The organism is Bacillus sp. FSL L8-0358 (assembly GCF_038593095.1).
Taxonomy (GTDB): Bacteria; Bacillota; Bacilli; order Bacillales; family Bacillaceae; genus Bacillus; species Bacillus subtilis.
This window is the reverse complement of sequence record NZ_CP151962.1, coordinates 828556-846198: the sequence shown is the minus strand read 5'-3', so window position 1 is coordinate 846198 and position 17643 is coordinate 828556. Positions and strand designations below refer to the sequence as shown.

Here is a 17643-nt window from a genome sequence, read left to right as displayed (position 1 = left end):
GCGTGATATAGGCTTTTTTCAGGTTGCCTGCTTTTGGAAAACATTGTACGATCAACATAGATTCCACATAAGGAGAACTGACACGATGTCACGATTTCATTTCTTTATCCTTGTCTTGCTCGTATCCATTTCCGGGTTTTCACAAGGCATGCTGCTGCCTGTCATTTCAATCATTTTTGAAACAAATGGAGAATCCGCTGCTATCAACGGCCTGCACGCGACCGGGCTGTATATCGGTGTGCTTTTGGCTTCGCCGTTTATGGAAGCGCCGCTCAGAAAGCTCGGGTTCAAGCCGCTGATCGTCATGGGCGGAAGCATTGTCATTTTAAGCTTATTCGGATTTATTTGGCTTCAGTCAGTTTGGGTCTGGTTCCTGCTTCGCCTGTTCATTGGAATCGGCGACCACATGCTTCACTTTTCTACGCAAACGTGGGTGACCTCCATGTCATCAAAACAAAATCGCGGAAGAAACCTGTCTATTTACGGGCTTTCCTTTGGCCTTGGCTTTGCCGCAGGCCCGTTCATGGTGCCGCTTGTCAAACTGAGTCCGTCGCTTCCTTTTATCGTGTCCGGCTGCATCAGTCTGTTTGCGTGGCTTTTTGTTTTCTTTCTACAAAATGCATACCCGGAAACCAGTCCTCATGAAACCAAATCAGACAATAGTTTCAGGCGATTTTATCAGGCCATGCTGTTTGGGTGGGTTGCCTTTATGCCTACATTTGGCTATGGCTTTCTGGAAACGGCGCTGAACGGAAGCTTTCCGGTGTACGCGCTCCGTTTGGGGATATCAGTAGACGCAGTAGCGATCATCCTTCCCGCATTTGCGATTGGAAGCATTATCTTTCAGTTTCCGCTCGGCATCCTCAGCGATAGATACGGCAGGCGGAATGTGCTGCTGGTGATTTTACTGACTGGGGCTCTTTGCTTTTTCATCGCCGGTGTATTTCCTTCGCCTTACGTGATCGGCGGCTGCTTTTTTATTGCAGGAATGGCAGTCGGATCAACCTTTACACTTGGCATCAGCTATATGACAGATCTTCTTCCACCTCATCTCCTGCCGGCAGGAAACCTGCTTTGCGGCATTACATTCAGTCTCGGCAGCATCCTCGGCCCGGTTGCCGGCGGCTGGTATATGCAGACATTTGAAAGCGCAAACTTGTTCTACTTCATTACTCTCACGCTTAGCGCTGTGTGGCTGGCCCTTGTGCTGGGAAAACCGAAAAGCTGGTCACCGGCTGAAACCTATTCTTCATCTTCTTAATCAAAAAGCCTCCTGACATCATGTCAGGAGGCTTTTATGCTAATGGTAGCCGTTTTGTCCGTTGGCGCTTCCGCTTGTTTTATGGCTCGATTTGCTTTTCGAATTTTGTTTGTTATGGCTTCCGCCTTTTTTCGTATGCTTGGTCATCACGATATCCCCCCGACTTCTTTTTGAACCGAAGTTCGTTTATAGGGTGCGCTAATGGTAGGGATTTTCATCAGGAAGCTTTTTACGTTTATGTAAAAGAGCGTTGATTTCTCCGCCTAGGATAATTAAAATGCCGCTCAAGTAAAACCAAATCATCAGAACGATGATTCCCCCGATGCTCCCGTAAGTGGCGCTATAGTTCGCAAACGTGCTGACGTAAAATGAAAACAATGTGCTGACAACGATCCAGCCGATGGTCGCAAAGACCGCACCCGGCATGACAAACCGGAGAGACAGCTTTTTGTTCGGCGCAATCACATACAGCGCGGAAAAAACAATCAAAAGCACAAGCGGGCTGACACCCCAGCGAATGGCGGCCCAGACGGATAAAAACAGATCCGACGCGCCGACAAAGTCAGAAGCGAGCCTTCCAATCTCCCGGCCAAATACCGGCAGAAGCAAAGCCACTAAAATCGTAAATACCATGGCAATCGTCAAAAAAATTGAGGTTAGACGAACAATGATAAAAGAGCGGTTTTCTTCCACATCATACGCGTGGTTCAGCGACCGGACGATCGCGTTCATTCCATTAGACGCAGACCATAATGCGGCGATAATCCCGAATGACAGCAAACCGCCATTTCGATTATTTAAGGTTTGATGGGTAATGGATTCAACGAGAGACATCGCACTGGCGGGAGCATATTGTTCTATGACTCCTAAAACATCATCGGTAGAAAGCGGAAGATACGCGGTGAGCGTCAGCATAAAAATCAAAAACGGAAACAGTGACAACAGAAAAAAATACGCCAGCTCCGCTGATTTACTTTGTCCTTCATGAAGGGTATATCTGCTGAAAAGCTCTTTCAAAAAACTCATGTCGTCTCACCTCGCATGTTTGATCATTTTTTTGAAAAATGCTCTTTCGTTTCTTGCACGAGTTCCATCACTTGCGGCGTTGTTTTCTTCAGTTCTTTCACCTGCTGGTTCACAAAGTCGACTTCCTTTGAAAGCGTTTGGGCGAGCTTTTTGGCCTCATCCACTTTTGTGATGACAGTGTTTTTTAACAGCTCCGGATTGCTTTTATACAGTGAAAGTTTATGCTTGCATGTCAGCCATCTCATGCCGCACGCCTGTCTTGTCGGCTTATGGAGCAGTGATAACGCCGCGCCTGCCGCAGCTCCGAGAAATATCCCTTTCAGCATTAAACGTTCGTTGTTCATGCAAATTCTCCTTTCACTCACAATTGTTTTTCTTTTTGAATAGACGCAAGCAGATGCTCACAGCCCGATTTGATTAATTGGCAGACTTCTTCAAAATTCCCTGTGTAGTAAGGATCGGGAACGTCGGCAAGATCTGAATCTTCAACATAGTCCAAAAGCCTTTTGATATGCGAGGTGTTTTTAAATCCCGCCATGCTTCTGAGACTTCCGATATTTTCTGCATCCATTGCAATGATGTAATCAAAATCGTCCAGATCCTGTTCGCTGACTTGACGCGCCAGCATGCCATCAAAGCTGATTCCTTCTCTGCGCAATATCTCCTGCGTTCCCTCATGCGGCGGATTGCCGATGTGCCAGCCGCCGATTCCCGCTGAGTCCGCCTTGATTTTCTCCTCTAATCCTTTTTTGGCTGCCAGGTCCCGAAAAATCGCTTCCGCCATCGGAGACCGGCAAATGTTTCCTAAACAAACAAATAACACGCTTATCATGTTGTCCAACCTCCCTATTCTTTGCCCCTATTTCTCTAAAAAGAAACCTTCATCAATATCTTAGTAGGATGTTCATTTCCTTTTCAACTGATGTCTTCACTTTTTTGGAATGAACAGCCTGCTTTTAGAATAGGGTTTTTTTCTGATGGAATTCTGTTAGAATAAAACATACCTATATTGCGCATAGAAAGGATGGAACCATTTGTCCAGCCCAAATACAGAAACATTAACTCAAATGATTGAAGAGATTTCCCAAAAGCTGAACATGCTGAACGTCGGCGTAATCAAAGCGGAGGATTTCAGTGATGAGAAGATTGAAGACCTCACGTACCTTCACAGAATGGTGATGAGAAAAGAATCATTCAGCCCAAGTGAAATGCAGGCGATTGCTCAAGAATTAGCCTCGCTTCGTAAATAATGGAGACTGGCCGGAAACTCGGCGAGTCTTTTTTATCATTTCCCCAAACCAATTTTCCTTAGAACAGTAAACAGCAAAGTGTTCGAATAAGATTTGAAGGAGTACAAGCATGCAAACGACATCTATCAAAACAGCATCCGGAATGTATATCAACTACTTCTTTCTGGGGATGGTCAACATCATTCTCGCATCCAATATGTCTTCATTAACAAAACAGTGGAATACCGATCCGACCGGCATCAGTTATGTCATTGCCGCTATTGGGTTTGGCAAACTGCTGACATACGGCATTTCCGGCGTTCTATCAGATAAAATCGGCAGAAAGCCGCTTGTTGTCGCTTCTGCGGGAATTATGGCCGTCTTTTTAGTCGGTATTCCTTTATCACCGAGCTATGAGCTGGCGTTTGTGTTCGCCTTATTAGCCGGAGTCGCAAATTCAGCGATGGATGCCGGAACATATCCGGCCCTAACCGAGCTCTTTCCGTCTGCTTCCGGTTCGGCGAATGTCTTGGTCAAAGCCTTTATGTCTGTCGGGGCCGCACTTTTGCCGCTTTTGATCACATTTTTAGCAGACCACAGCATGTTTTACGGATTTGCTTTTTATCTGCCGGCAGCGGTCTATCTCCTGAATATTATTTATTTATCAACGCTTTCGTTTCCTAAAAAACATAAGAAACCAACGAATAGCGGCCAACAGGAATCTCCCGTTTTCTTGTCTGAACCCGTTTTTCAGAAAGAAGGCACCGCACTGATTATCATCGGTTTTACATCCACGGCTTTATTTACGGTTTCTCAAATCTGGCTCCCGAGCTACGCGCAAAAGGCAGCCGGTTTAGCTGAATCAGCATCCGTTCAATTGCTGAGCTATTATAGTATAGGATCTCTGGCATCTGTTTTATTATTAGCCGTTTTGCTGAACAGATGGGTCAAACCTGTCTTCATAACGCTCTTATATCCTATTATTACTTTATGTACACTCGCAGTTATGCTGACCGTTCATATCCCAGTTGTGCTGGACATCACTGCCTTTTTCTTAGGCTTTTCAACTGCGGGTGTGTTTCAAATTACCATTACGTTAATGACAGAGCTTTTCTGGAAGCGAAAAGGAACCGTTACCGGAATTGTAGCGACCGCTTCAAGCCTTGCATCGATTCTGCTGCCGATTGCAACAGGGCTTATCGCAAAAGCGGGGGGCATCGCCCATATTTTCATATTCGACTTCGGCATTGCGGTCATCGGAACGGCTGCAGCTGCTTTCTTGTATTACAGGTACAAGAAACTGACAGGTGCTCAAGCCTAAGCAACAAAAAAACGGACGCCCAAGAGCGTCCGTTTTTTCTTATTTCTCAAGCAATGCCAATGACTCGCGGTTAAATGCCGGTATATCGTCAGGTGTCCGGCTAGTGACCAATTGATCCTGGCAAACAACCACTTCCTTGTCCACAACGTCGGCACCGGCGTTTTCCATGTCAACACGAATGGACGTATAGCCTGTCGCTTTTCGGCCATCGAGCGCTTTCGCATTGATTAAAAGCTGCGGGCCATGGCAAATAGCGAATACCGGCTTTTTGTCAGTCATAAACGCTTTTGCAAATTGGACGAAACGATCGTCAGCGCGAAGCTGGTCTGGTGAAAATCCTCCGGGAATCAAAAGCGCATCAAAGTCTGAAGGGTTTACGTCGTCAATGGACGCGTCAACCGTCACTTCAGCATTTCCCTGCTTGCCTTTTACTGTTTTTCCTTTCTCATTTTCAATGACAGTCAGTTCATGTCCCGCTTCTTTAAAGGCTTTCGCAGGCTCAGTGTACTCGCTGTCCTCAAAATAATCTGTCAAAACAACTGCAATTTTTTTCCCCATGATTCATAACCTCCCGCTTTATATGTCTACATAAAACACTCTACCCCAGCCACACTAAAATAAACATTCCGCGATTGTGACAAACGATAAGCATAAGTACCCAGTATTTGTCGTTTGATACTGCTACATAATACTCATTTTTCTCCCTTTTACAATAATCATAAAGAAACACCTACAAATAGTTACAAAATATTCTTACAATAGGAGCTGTAATACAAATTTCGTTGAAAGGTGGAGAACTGGTGAGAATACAGAAAAGACGAACACACGTCGAAAACATTCTCCGTATTCTTTTGCCCCCAATTATGATACTTAGCCTAATCCTCCCAACACCACCCATTCATGCAGAAGAAAGCGCGGCTCCTCAGGTGCATCTGAATATTTTGGCTACGACTGATATTCATGCCAACATGATGGATTACGATTACTACAGCGACAAAGAAACGGCGGATTTCGGTCTGGCGAGAACAGCGCAATTGATCCAAAAGCACCGCGAGCAAAACCCTAACACCCTGCTTGTGGATAACGGCGACTTGATTCAAGGGAATCCGCTGGGTGAATACGCGGTGAAATATCAAAAAGACGACATTATCTCCGGCACGAAAACCCATCCGATTATCAGCGTCATGAATGCGCTGAAATACGACGCCGGAACGCTTGGCAATCATGAATTCAACTACGGGCTCGACTTTCTCGACGGCACAATCAAAGGAGCCGATTTCCCGATTGTAAATGCCAACGTCAAAACAACTAGCGGTGAAAACCGTTATACGCCGTATGTGATTAATGAAAAAACCCTCATTGATGAAAACGGTAATGAGCAAAAAGTAAAAGTCGGCTACATAGGCTTTGTCCCGCCGCAAATCATGACATGGGACAAAAAGAATCTCGAGGGGCAGGTGCAGGTGCAGGATATCGTAGAATCCGCCAATGAAACGATCCCGAAAATGAAGGCGGAAGGCGCAGATGTCATTATTGCCCTCGCCCACACCGGCATTGAAAAGCAGTCACAATCATCAGGTGCAGAAAACGCCGTGTTTGACCTTGCCACCAAAACGAAAGGCATTGACGCGATTATCTCGGGCCATCAGCACGGACTCTTTCCTTCCGCCGAGTATGCGGGTGTTGCTCAGTTCAATGTGGAAAAGGGAACAATAAACGGCATTCCTGTCGTCATGCCAAGCAGCTGGGGCAAATATTTAGGCGTGATTGACCTCAAGCTTGAAAAGGCGGACGGCTCATGGAAGGTAGCAGATTCCAAAGGAAGTATTGAATCTATTGCTGGCAACGTCACATCAAGAAACGAGACCGTTACAAACACCATTCAGCAAACACACCAAAACACACTGGAGTATGTCCGAAAGCCAGTCGGCAAAACCGAAGCAGATATTAACAGCTTCTTTGCACAGGTCAAAGATGATCCTTCCATTCAGATCGTGACTGACGCGCAAAAATGGTATGCCCAAAAAGAAATGAAGGATACTGAGTACAAGGACCTGCCGATTTTATCCGCTGGAGCGCCGTTTAAAGCAGGCGGCAGAAACGGAGCCAATTACTATACAAACATTCCAGCCGGAGATCTTGCGATTAAAAATGTCGGTGACTTGTACCTTTACGATAATACTGTTCAAATCGTCAAGCTGACAGGCAGCGAAGTGAAGGACTGGCTGGAGATGTCAGCAGGCCAATTCAACCAAATTGATCCAGCCAAAGGCGGCGATCAGGCCTTGCTGAACGAGAATTTCCGCTCCTATAATTTTGACGTGATTGACGGTGTCACATATCAGGTCGATGTGACAAAACCGGCTAAATACAATGAGAACGGAAAAGTGATCAATGCGGATTCATCCCGGATCATCAACCTTTCCTATGAAGGCAAGCCGATCAGCCCAAGCCAGGAATTTCTCGTAGTCACCAATAACTATCGTGCGTCCGGAGGCGGCGGGTTCCCTCATCTGACAAGCGATAAAATTGTCCACGGCTCTGCAGTTGAAAATAGGCAGGTGCTGATGGATTACATTATTGAACAAAAAACAGTCAATCCAAAGGCAGACAACAACTGGTCAATCGCGCCTGTTTCCGGCACGAATCTGACGTTTGAATCCTCGCTTTTGGCCAAGCCATTTGCCGATAAAGCAGACGATGTCGCTTATGTAGGCAAGTCTGCGAATGAAGGCTATGGTGTGTATAAGCTGCAATTCGATGATGATTCAAATCCAGATCCTCCTAAAGACGGACTGTGGGATCTGACCGTCATGCACACCAATGATACGCACGCACATCTCGATGATGCAGCGAGACGAATGACGAAAATCAACGAAGTACGCAGCGAAACAAATCACAACATTCTCCTTGATGCGGGAGATGTGTTTTCCGGCGATCTGTATTTTACAAAATGGAACGGTTTGGCCGATCTGAAAATGATGAACATGATGGGCTATGACGCCATGACCTTCGGAAATCATGAATTTGACAAAGGCCCGACAGTGCTTTCTGATTTTCTAAGCGGAAACAGCGCGACCGTTGATCCGGCGAACCGCTATCACTTTGAAGCGCCGGAATTTCCGATTGTCAGCGCAAACGTAGATGTGTCAAATGAGCCCAAACTGAAATCATTTGTCAAAAAGCCGCAAACCTTTACCGCAGGTGAAAAGAAAGAGGCCGGCATCCATCCTTACATTCTGTTAGACGTTGACGGGGAGAAAGTCGCCGTATTCGGCCTGACAACGGAAGATACGGCCACCACATCAAGCCCGGGCAAAAGCATCGTATTCAATGATGCCTTTGAAACAGCACAAAACACCGTCAAAGCGATTCAGGAAGAAGAACAGGTAAATAAAATTATTGCTTTAACCCATATCGGTCATAACCGTGATCTTGAGCTAGCCAAAAAAGTAAAAGGCATTGACTTGATCATCGGCGGACACACTCACACCCTCGTTGACAAAATGGAGGTCGTAAACAACGAAGAACCGACGATCGTGGCGCAGGCAAAAGAATACGGCCAATTCTTGGGGCGCGTTGATGTCGCGTTTGATGAAAATGGCGTTGTGCAAACAGACAAATCAAATCTGAGCGTGCTGCCAATTGATGAGCATACAGAAGAAAACGCAGAAGCAAAACAAGAGCTTGATCAGTTCAAAAGTGAATTAGAAGACGTGAAAAATGAAAAAGTCGGCTATACGGATGTGGCGCTTGACGGCCAGCGTGAGCATGTGCGCACGAAGGAAACCAATCTCGGAAACTTCATTGCGGACGGCATGCTGGCAAAAGCAAAAGAAGCAGCCGGCGCCAGAATAGCAATAACAAATGGCGGCGGCATCAGAGCCGGCATTGACAAAGGTGATATCACACTCGGCGAGGTACTTAACGTGATGCCGTTCGGCAATACGCTTTACGTGGCCGATTTAACCGGAAAACAAATTAAAGAAGCCCTTGAACAAGGCCTAAGCAATGTGGAAAATGGCGGCGGCGCTTTCCCTCAGGTGGCCGGAATCGAATATACCTTTACATTAAACAACAAACCTGGACACCGTGTGTTAGAAGTGAAAATTGAATCGCCTAACGGAGACAAAGTTGCTATAAATACGGATGATACCTACCGCGTGGCAACAAATAATTTTGTCGGTGCCGGAGGAGACGGATATTCTGTCTTTACAGAAGCCTCCCATGGTGAAGACCTTGGCTACGTTGATTATGAGATTTTCACCGAACAGCTGAAAAAACTAGGAAACAAGGTCTCTCCTAAGCTTGAAGGACGGATCAAAGAAGTATTCCTGCCGACAAAGCAGAAGGACGGCAGCTGGACACTTGATGAAGACAAATTTGCGATTTACGCTAAAAATGCCAACACGCCATTTGTCTATTATGGAACACATGAAGGATCTCAAGAGAAGCCTATCAATCTTAAAATGAAAAAAGATCAGGTCAAACTTTTGAAAGAAAGAGAATCAGATCCTTCATTGACGGTGTTCAACTACTGGTACAGCATGAAGATGCCAATGGCGAACCTTAAATCAGCAGACACTGCAATCGGAATCAAGTCGACGGGAGAATTGGATGTGTCACTGGCAGATGTATATGACTTTACAGTGAAGCAAAAAGGAAAAGAAATAAAATCATTCAAGGAGCCCGTTCAGCTTTCGCTTCGCATGTTTGATATTGAAGAAGCCCATAACCCTGCCATTTATCATGTCGACAGGAAAAAGAAAGCTTTCATAAAGACAGATAACGGATCAGTTGACGATGATATGGTGACAGGATATACAAACCACTTCAGCGAATACACGATCTTAAATTCCGGAGAGAACAACAAACCGCCTGCATTCCCGTCAGATCAACCGACAGGCGGTGATGACGGCAATCATGGCGGCGGCTCCGACAAACCAGGCGGAAAACAGCCAACTGACGGGAACGGAGGAAATGATACGCCTCCCGGCACTCAACCGACTAACGGCTCTGGAGGAAACGGTTCGGGCGGATCAGGAACAGACGGTCCGGCTGGCGGCCTGCTTCCGGACACAGCCACATCCATGTACTCGATCCTGTTGGCCGGATTTCTGATCAGCGCACTCGGCACCGCAATGTACTTACATCAGAGGAGAAAACAGAATAGAGCGAATCAGGCATAAAAAAGAGCTGCTCGCTAAGCGAGCAGCTTTCTTTATTTAAACCCACTTCACCACATCTTCAACAGCAGATCTTGTTTTCGGACGAGGGTCTCTCACTCGGTAGCCAAATGCCACCATCACAGAAATATCGAAGCTTCCGTTTTCCAGAAGGCCTTCTTCTTCAAGAATACGGTGAATGTGATCGTACTGGAAGCCTTCTATCGGGCAGGAATCAACACCGATTTGCGCAGCGGCAGTCATCATGTTGCCAAGCGCGATATAGGTTTGTTTTGATGCCCAGTCAAACAATGTTCTGTCACTTTCAAGCAAATGCAAATCGTTTTTCTGGAATTCTTCTGTTTTGCTTAAATAGCCTTCGTACACGTCTTGCGGCATTTGTTTTACTTCTTTTAAATGACGTTTGATGTAGTCCGCATTATATTTGATATCCTTCGCTGTACGCGCAAGAATCAGGACGAAATGGCTTGCGGTCGGCAGCTGCTTTTGCGCGCCCCATGTGTATTCACGAAGCTTCTCGCGGAACTCCGGATTTTGGACGACGACAAATTTCCAAGGCTCAAGGCCGAGTGAGCTCGGAGACAGTCTTCCTGTTTCTAAAATAAATTCAAAATCGCTGTCTGACACTTTTTTATTCGGGTCAAATTCCTTAGTCGCATGCCTGAAATTGTATGCATCCAGAATTTGTTTCTTTAGATCTGCCATGTAAAACACCTCTCCTTTAGGTTACTCTCATCTCTATTGTAGCCATTATGATAAAAAGTAAAAGTACGCACATTTTTGTTGGATAGTATCAATTTTGATACCAAACAAAAAAGCGCGCTGCCGCAGGCAGGCGCCTCTCTCATTTCCCCCGCCGCGCAAAATCAACAAATCGGAATTTGTCGAGACGGTGTCTGCTTTCCGTATATTGAAACAAACTGGTATCCTCCAAAAAGACGTAGTTTCTCACCACGACCATATGGTCATAGCCGCGTAAATCGAGCAGCTCTCTGTCCTCGTCCGTACACGGCTCGGCGACAATTTCTTTTTGGGCGTAACTGATCGAAAGACCGAGCTCTCCTTCTATATATTCATATATGGAGTTTTCACAAATTTCTTTCGTCAGGTGAGGGACATGCTTTCTGAAAAAGTAATCCTTGTCCAAAATCACATGTTCTCCGTCAATCTTTCTAGACCTGATGACTTCCCAGATGTCGTCATCCAGATTGGCCCGGAGCTGTTTTTGGATCAGCTCTGACGGAGGCTCCAGCCCGAATTTGTGTACAGTTGTTTTCGTTTCTTTGCCAAGCGTTTGCGCGAGCTCCTTGAAGCTGACAAGGCCCGAAACGGGAAACTGCATTTTTTCACGATTGAGCACGACGGAGCCTTTTCCCCTGATTTTCTGGATATAACCGTTTTGCGCGAGCATATGAAGCGCCTTTCGGACCGTTTCTCTTGATGTACCGTACTGTGCGGTCAACTCATGTTCAGACGGAAGAATCTCCTCCGCTTTCCATCGGCCGCCTTCAATTTGCTGTGCGATGTCTTTATAAATTGTGATGAATTTATTCACCTTCATTTTGAACCACCCAGCTTAGTTTAACACGGTTTCGTTAAACGATAAACAATGGACTCATACGGGCGAAGCGTCATGTTCTGAAGCCCTTCCCTTGCTTCATCGTTCGTCAACAGCACCTCTGCCTTCCATTCGTCAGGCGCTAAAGAGTCCGGCAGTGTAAAGGCCGCCTCTGTCCCGTAAAAATTATTGATCACGAGCAGCTTTTCATTGCTGCCGTGTCTGAGATACGCAAAAATGTTCGGGTCATCCTTTGCGATTAACTCATACGTTCCCTCTGTCACAATGTCATACATTTTGCGAATCTGAATCAATTTTTGATAATGGTAAAACACCGAATTTTGATCCCTCAGCGCCGCTTCAGCATTGATTTCCCAGTAATTTCCTGAAACCGGTATCCATGGTGTGCCCGTTGTAAAACCGCCATTCTCCGTAGCATCCCACTGAACGGGGGTTCTGGAATTGTCACGGGATTTCGCCTGTAAAATGGCTGTGATCTCTTGATCAGCCATTCCTTTGTCCTTAAAGGCGTGATACATGTTCAGCGATTCGACATCCCGATAGGAGCTGATGTCAGTAAACTTCGGATTCGTCATCCCCAGCTCCTCGCCCTGATAAATATAAGGCGTGCCCTGCATCATATGAATGGCCGTAGCAAGCATTTTCGCCGATTTCACCCTATATGCGCCATCATCTCCATATCTTGATACAATGCGCGGCTGATCATGATTGCACCAGAACAGAGCGTTCCATCCCCCTCCTGCGTGCATCCCCGTTTGCCAGTCGGATAGGATCTCCTTCAGCTTCAAAAAGTCAAACGGCGCCAAAGCCCATTTTTCGCCGTTGGGATAGTCAACCTTGAGATGATGGAAGCTGAATGTCATATCAAGTTCTTTATTGTCAGGATTCGTATACCGGATACAGTGGTCTACGGTTGTTGAAGACATCTCACCGACCGTCATGCTGTCGTAATGCGAAAACACCTTTTCGTTCATTTCATGCAGAAATTCGTGCACACGCGGCCCATCAGTGTAAAAAGAGCGGCCGTCGCCGCCGTCCTCCGCATTCGGAAAGCGCTGATCTTTAGAAATCAGGTTGATGACATCAAGCCTGAAGCCATCTATTCCCTTTTCAAACCAAAAATGCATCATGTCATAGACATGCTTTCTGACCTCTTCATTTTCCCAATTCAAATCAGCCTGCGTCACATCAAACAGATGCAAATAGTATTGGCCCGACGCTTCGTCAAGCTCCCATGCCGAGCCGCCGAATTTCGATTCCCAGTTTGTCGGAAGAGAACCGTTTTCCTGCGGGTCTTTCCATATATAAAAATCACGGTACGGGCTGTCTATTGAAGAGATCGCCTCGCGAAACCATTTGTGCTCTGTTGACGTATGATTGACAACAAGGTCCATGACGACTTTCAGGTCTCTTTTATGTGCTTCGGACACTAGCCGCTCAAAATCCTCCATCGTACCATATTCAGGATAAATCGAGTAATAATCACGAATATCGTACCCATTATCATGCTGAGGAGAATCATAAATCGGCGTCAGCCAAAGCACATCCACCTGAAGTGTTTTTAAGTAATCAAGCTTTTCAATAATGCCGTTCAGATCGCCGACACCATTTCCTGTCGTATCGTTAAAGCTTTTCGGATAAATTTGATAAACCACAGCTTTTTTCCACCATGGCGTTTGTTCTGTTTTCATCTGTTTCCACCACCATATTTAAATTGAAAACGGGAAAAGGGAACGTTCAACACGTCCCGCTCCCCATTTGTTATTTATGTTTGAATCTCGCATACGCGTATGTTCCGGCAAACGGCACGATCAATACAATAGCCATCCCGATTGCAAACGCGCCCCAGTACTGGCTCATGATTGAGAAAATCCCCGGCACGCCGCCGACACCGACGGAGCTTGCCAGCACACCTTGAGAAGAAATATACATTCCGGCCAGGCCAGAGCTGACCATTGCAATGATAAACGGGAATCTGTATCGCAGATTCACCCCAAAGATGGCAGGCTCTGTAATGCCAAGATAAGCAGAAATCCCTGATGTGAGGGAGAGGCCTTTTTGTTTCTCATCCTTCACGATAAACATCATGGCCAGAGCGGCCGAACCTTGTGCGATATTAGAAAGCGCCAGCATCGGCCATAAAAAGGTGCCGCCGAGCTTTGAACCGATGAGCTGCAGGTCGACTGCAAGAAACGTGTGATGCATACCGGTAATCACGAGCGCTGAGTAGAAACCGCCATATAACAGACCGCCCAGTGCGGCAAAAGAACCAAACACCGAGATAAGCCCTGAAGTCAGTACATTACCGATCGCAAATGTAATCGGGCCGATAATGATAAAAGAGGCAAATCCTGTTAAGAGAAGCGTAATTGGTGCGACAACGAGCAGCTGTATGCCCTCAGGTGTGCGTTTTGTTAAAAATACCTCAATCTTCGCCAGCATATAAGAAGCAAGCAAAATTGGGAGCACCTGGCCCTGATAGCCGACTTTCTGCACCTCTAGGCCGAATAGATTCCATACCGGGATCTCTCCGCTTTGTTCTGCCGCGCCATATCCCCACGCATTCAGCAAATCAGGATGCACGAGCATAACTCCGAGCACAATGCCGAGAAGCGGATTGCCGCCGAACCGCTTGACGGCAGACCATCCGATTAACGCAGGCAAAAACGTAAAGGCCGTGCCTGCAATCAGGTTAATCATATTAGCAAGATCCGCCCACTGCGGATAAACCTGCACAATCGATTTTGTGCTGAAGAAAATGCCTTCCGCCGTTAAAATGTTATTGATCCCCATTAAAAGACCCGCCGTGACAATCGCAGGCAATATTGGAATAAAAATATCTGCAAGCGTTTTCACAGCACGCTGCAAAGGATTCATATTTTTTTCTGAGGCCTTCTTCACTTCATCCTTTGTTGACTCGCCAATTCCCGTTTCCTTGACCAGTTCAGCATATACTTTATTGACAGTTCCCTGGCCGATTACGACCTGAAACTGTCCGTTTGTCGAGAATGATCCCTTTACCACATCAATTTGATCAAGCATCTCTTGGTCAACCTTGCTTTCATCTATTAAAGCAAAACGCAAACGTGTAACACAATGAGTTGCCGCTGCAATATTTTCAGCACCGCCGACTGCTTCGACAATCTGACGTGCCGATTTGTTCAGTTCCCCCATGCCAACCCCTCCGTATCCGTTTTTATAACTTGTATATACAACTTATAATCATATTGTATTCCTGTATATACAGGTAGTCAACACTTTTTTATAGCGCTTTCATCCTAGTCTGGAATATATGAAACAGACAAGGTTACCCTAAAAGTCACAAGCACTTATTGTGACATTAAAAAGCAGGGTGAGTCTCTATGAATAAACGCGACAAAGCGCTTCAGCTCATCAAAGAGCTTGAAGACAATCAGGACAGACCGATCTCTCCCAATTTGAAGGAAAACCTCGATAATCTGACCTTATTAACAGAAGGCTGCTCAGACATCGTATTTAGACAATTTGACTTTGGAAACGGGCTGTGCGGATTTATTGTTTATATCGAAGGAATTGTAAAATCTGAACATATTCAGGATCACGCCCTCCGCCCTTTCTTAATGCATTTGACGGATCAAATAGATGAACATGAAGAGGCGCTGCAAAATACTCTATCAATTTCAAGTGTTGCAATAGAAACGAGTATGAGTAAAGTGGCTGCATCCATCATTGAGGGGAACGCGGTTTTATTTGCCGACGGGCACTCAAAAGGCCTGATCTTAAATATAAAAGGCGGACAAAGAAGAAGCATTGAAGAGCCGATAACAGAATCGACCATCAGAGGGTCAAGAGAGGGCTTCACTGAAAGCCTCAGGGTCAATACCGCTCTTGTGCGGTTTCGCGTCAAAACGTTTCAGCTTAAAATGATCTCATTTAAAATCGGCACAAAAACCAAAACCGATGTTGTCTTGGCCTATATTGACGGGCTTGCCGATCCAAAGGTCATTGACAAAGCAAAAAAAAGAATCAAAAAGATAAAGATTGATGCTGTCTTAGAAAGCGGATATATTGAAGAATTTATCGAAGACGACACGTACTCGCCATTCCCCCAGCTGCAATACACAGAAAGGCCGGACACCGTCGCCGCCCAGCTTCTCGAAGGCCGATTTGCCATTTTCACAGATAATACGCCCTTTGTCTTAACAGGCCCGATTACGTTTTGGCAGCTTATGCAGGCCAGTGAAGATTACTATGAGCGTTATTTGATGTCTAACTTAATCCGCTGGCTTCGCTATATGTTTTTATTCGTTGCTTTATATTTGCCGGCTATTTATGTTGCCGTTATTACATACCATCAGGACTTAATGCCGACAAACTTAATGTTCAGTGTGGCCTCCGCGCGTGAACCGATTCCTTTCCCCGCCATCATAGAAGCATTGATTATGGAAATTTCTTTTGAGGCTCTCCGTGAGGCGGGAGTGCGCCTGCCGAAAACCATCGGCCAGACCGTCAGTATTCTCGGGGCCCTTGTCATTGGGACAGCCGCTGTTGAAGCGGGAATTGTGTCTGCCCCCATGGTGATCATCGTATCGTTAACAGGGATCGCGTCATTTACAATTCCGCGATTTAACTTAGCTATCTCCATCAGGATGCTTCGTTTCCCGCTTATGTTTTTGGCGAGTATTTTCGGGATTTTCGGCATTATGCTCGGCACGATTATCTTAGTACTCCATTTATGCAAGCTGCAATCTTTCGGTATTCCTTATTTATCCGGCATTTCTCCGTTTAAACGAGATGAAGTAAAAGATATTTTTGTCAGGGCGCCTTGGTGGACGATGACCAGAAGGCCGGGCACGTATTCGCGCGGCAACGGACAGAAGGGAGCGAAAAGAGAGGACCCAAAAGATGAAGAAAACAATATATAAGTGTGTTGTGCCGCTTCTCATTTGTATCCTTCTAACAGGGTGCTGGGACCGGACAGAAATCAATGACATTGCATTTGTTGTCAGCTCAGCCATTGATAAGAAAAAAGATCAGTATCGAGTGGCCATGCAGATTCCCTTGGTCGGCCAATTAGGCGGACAAACAGGAGGCGGAGGCGGAACTGCCGGTTCAAAAACATGGTATGTTGATTCAGCTTCCGGCACTACGATCAGAGAAGCGAACAACAAGCTGCAAACCTCCTTGTCACGGACAATCAATACGTCCCACAGACGTACAGTCATTATTGGAGAGGATATGGCGAGAGACGGCGTTGCCCCAGTCTTTGATATTTTAACGCGAAATCCGCAGAACAGATTAACGGCGCTCATTTTAGTCAGCCGGGGAGAAGCGCGGGACATTTTAAACACCGATGTTCAGCTTGAACAGTTTCCGGCGGAAATGATTCGGGAGTTGGCCATTATCGCAACGAGCCGCCCCGTTTTCTTAAGCAGATTCATGTCTGATCTAGTAGAAATAGGCAGTGATCCGTATGCACCGGTCATCTCTGCATCTAAAACAAAACCTGGAGGGAAAGGCAAATCTAATTTGAAAATTGACGGGCTTGCGATCTTTAAAAAGGACAGATTGATGGATATTTTCAAAGATGAACACATGACAGCAGCCCTAATGTTGGTGAATCAAGCCCGCCAGCCAGAATTCATAGTAGACCTGCCGAATCAAATGGGACAAGCATCCATTCAGCTTCAAAAGTCCAATGCATCCTTTCATGCCGCTGAAAAAAACGGAAAGCTGTCAATGACAATCGAGATCAGAGCCAAAGGAATTATTATGGAAAACCAATCAACCTATGAGACGAGAGAAAATGACCAGTATTACATCATTCAAAAAGCATTAAACAGAACCATAAAGAAGGACGTGATCAGCACCGTTCATCGTTTGCAAAAGCTAAAGGCGGACCCGGCCGGCTTTCAAGACAGGACCATCAGAAGCACGGCAACCACGAAGAATCTGCTGAAAAAGGAATGGGAAGAGGTATATAAGGATATGGAGGTTCACGTCGTCCCAATTGTGACGATTGAGCAGGGCGGTGTCCTATACAAAACGATCAGCCATTAATG

General features: G+C 46.0%; 14 protein-coding genes. 6 read left to right on the top strand and 8 right to left on the bottom strand.

What is annotated here, in order from left to right; all coding sequences use genetic code 11:
• Positions 1–85: 85 nt before the first annotated feature.
• Positions 86–1261 carry an MFS transporter gene (locus NYE49_RS04300; protein WP_003233661.1) on the top strand — a complete coding sequence of 392 codons (1176 nt, stop codon included), beginning with the start codon at positions 86–88 and terminating at the stop codon, positions 1259–1261.
• Between the two features lie 198 nt (positions 1262–1459).
• On the opposite strand, the gene NYE49_RS04295 is transcribed toward NYE49_RS04300, so the two are convergent.
• From NYE49_RS04295 to yfkJ, 3 genes are read right to left on the bottom strand one after another with little or no spacing between them, the layout of a single operon-like run.
• A complete protein-coding gene (locus NYE49_RS04295) occupies positions 1460–2287 on the bottom strand; it encodes a YihY family inner membrane protein (protein WP_014479170.1) in 828 nt (275 codons plus the stop codon).
• A 23-nt stretch (positions 2288–2310) separates the two neighbouring features.
• Positions 2311–2631: a hypothetical protein gene (locus NYE49_RS04290; protein WP_003233665.1), complete on the bottom strand. Its 321-nt coding sequence runs from the start codon at positions 2629–2631 to the stop codon at positions 2311–2313.
• A gap of 17 nt (positions 2632–2648) precedes the next feature.
• Positions 2649–3119, bottom strand: coding sequence for a protein-tyrosine-phosphatase (gene yfkJ / locus NYE49_RS04285; RefSeq protein ID WP_069837366.1), 471 nt, complete (start codon positions 3117–3119; stop codon positions 2649–2651).
• Between the two features lie 202 nt (positions 3120–3321).
• On the opposite strand from yfkJ, the gene NYE49_RS04280 reads away from it, so the two are divergent.
• Together NYE49_RS04280 and NYE49_RS04275 are read left to right on the top strand one after the other, a co-directional pair.
• Positions 3322–3537 carry a DUF1128 domain-containing protein gene (locus NYE49_RS04280; protein ID WP_032723004.1) on the top strand — a complete coding sequence of 72 codons (216 nt, stop codon included), beginning with the start codon at positions 3322–3324 and terminating at the stop codon, positions 3535–3537.
• Positions 3538–3646: 109 nt separating this feature from the next.
• A complete protein-coding gene (locus NYE49_RS04275; RefSeq protein ID WP_003243812.1) occupies positions 3647–4837 on the top strand; it encodes an MFS transporter in 1191 nt (396 codons plus the stop codon).
• Between the two features lie 39 nt (positions 4838–4876).
• Here the strand turns inward: NYE49_RS04275 and yfkM are convergent, their stop codons facing one another.
• A complete protein-coding gene (gene yfkM, locus NYE49_RS04270; protein WP_047182280.1) occupies positions 4877–5395 on the bottom strand; it encodes a general stress protein 18 in 519 nt (172 codons plus the stop codon).
• Positions 5396–5637: 242 nt separating this feature from the next.
• Between yfkM and NYE49_RS04265 the strand changes: the two genes are divergently transcribed.
• Positions 5638–10026 carry a multifunctional 2',3'-cyclic-nucleotide 2'-phosphodiesterase/3'-nucleotidase/5'-nucleotidase gene (locus tag NYE49_RS04265; protein WP_342410954.1) on the top strand — a complete coding sequence of 1463 codons (4389 nt, stop codon included), beginning with the start codon at positions 5638–5640 and terminating at the stop codon, positions 10024–10026.
• A 36-nt stretch (positions 10027–10062) separates the two neighbouring features.
• Here NYE49_RS04265 and NYE49_RS04260 read toward each other — a convergent pair whose 3' ends face one another.
• The 4 genes from NYE49_RS04260 to treP all read right to left on the bottom strand — a co-directional run bounded on the left by NYE49_RS04260 (position 10063) and on the right by treP (position 14776).
• Positions 10063–10728: an NAD(P)H-dependent oxidoreductase gene (locus tag NYE49_RS04260; RefSeq protein ID WP_014476144.1), complete on the bottom strand. Its 666-nt coding sequence runs from the start codon at positions 10726–10728 to the stop codon at positions 10063–10065.
• Between the two features lie 139 nt (positions 10729–10867).
• Positions 10868–11584, bottom strand: a complete 717-nt coding sequence (treR, locus tag NYE49_RS04255) for a trehalose operon repressor (protein WP_003233679.1) — start codon at positions 11582–11584, stop codon at positions 10868–10870.
• 20 nt (positions 11585–11604) lie between these two features.
• Positions 11605–13293, bottom strand: a complete 1689-nt coding sequence (gene treC / locus NYE49_RS04250) for an alpha,alpha-phosphotrehalase (protein ID WP_342410953.1) — start codon at positions 13291–13293, stop codon at positions 11605–11607.
• Positions 13294–13363: 70 nt separating this feature from the next.
• Positions 13364–14776, bottom strand: a complete 1413-nt coding sequence (treP, locus tag NYE49_RS04245; RefSeq protein WP_003233682.1) for a PTS system trehalose-specific EIIBC component — start codon at positions 14774–14776, stop codon at positions 13364–13366.
• 188 nt (positions 14777–14964) lie between these two features.
• Here treP and NYE49_RS04240 point away from each other — a divergent pair, with 188 nt between their 5' ends.
• Both NYE49_RS04240 and NYE49_RS04235 read left to right on the top strand, forming a co-directional pair.
• Positions 14965–16506, top strand: a complete 1542-nt coding sequence (locus NYE49_RS04240; RefSeq protein ID WP_032726656.1) for a spore germination protein — start codon at positions 14965–14967, stop codon at positions 16504–16506.
• Positions 16487–17641, top strand: a complete 1155-nt coding sequence (locus NYE49_RS04235; protein ID WP_217020667.1) for a Ger(x)C family spore germination protein — start codon at positions 16487–16489, stop codon at positions 17639–17641. The genes NYE49_RS04240 and NYE49_RS04235 overlap by 20 nt, the downstream gene beginning before the upstream one ends.
• The last annotated feature ends 2 nt before the right edge of the window (positions 17642–17643 follow it).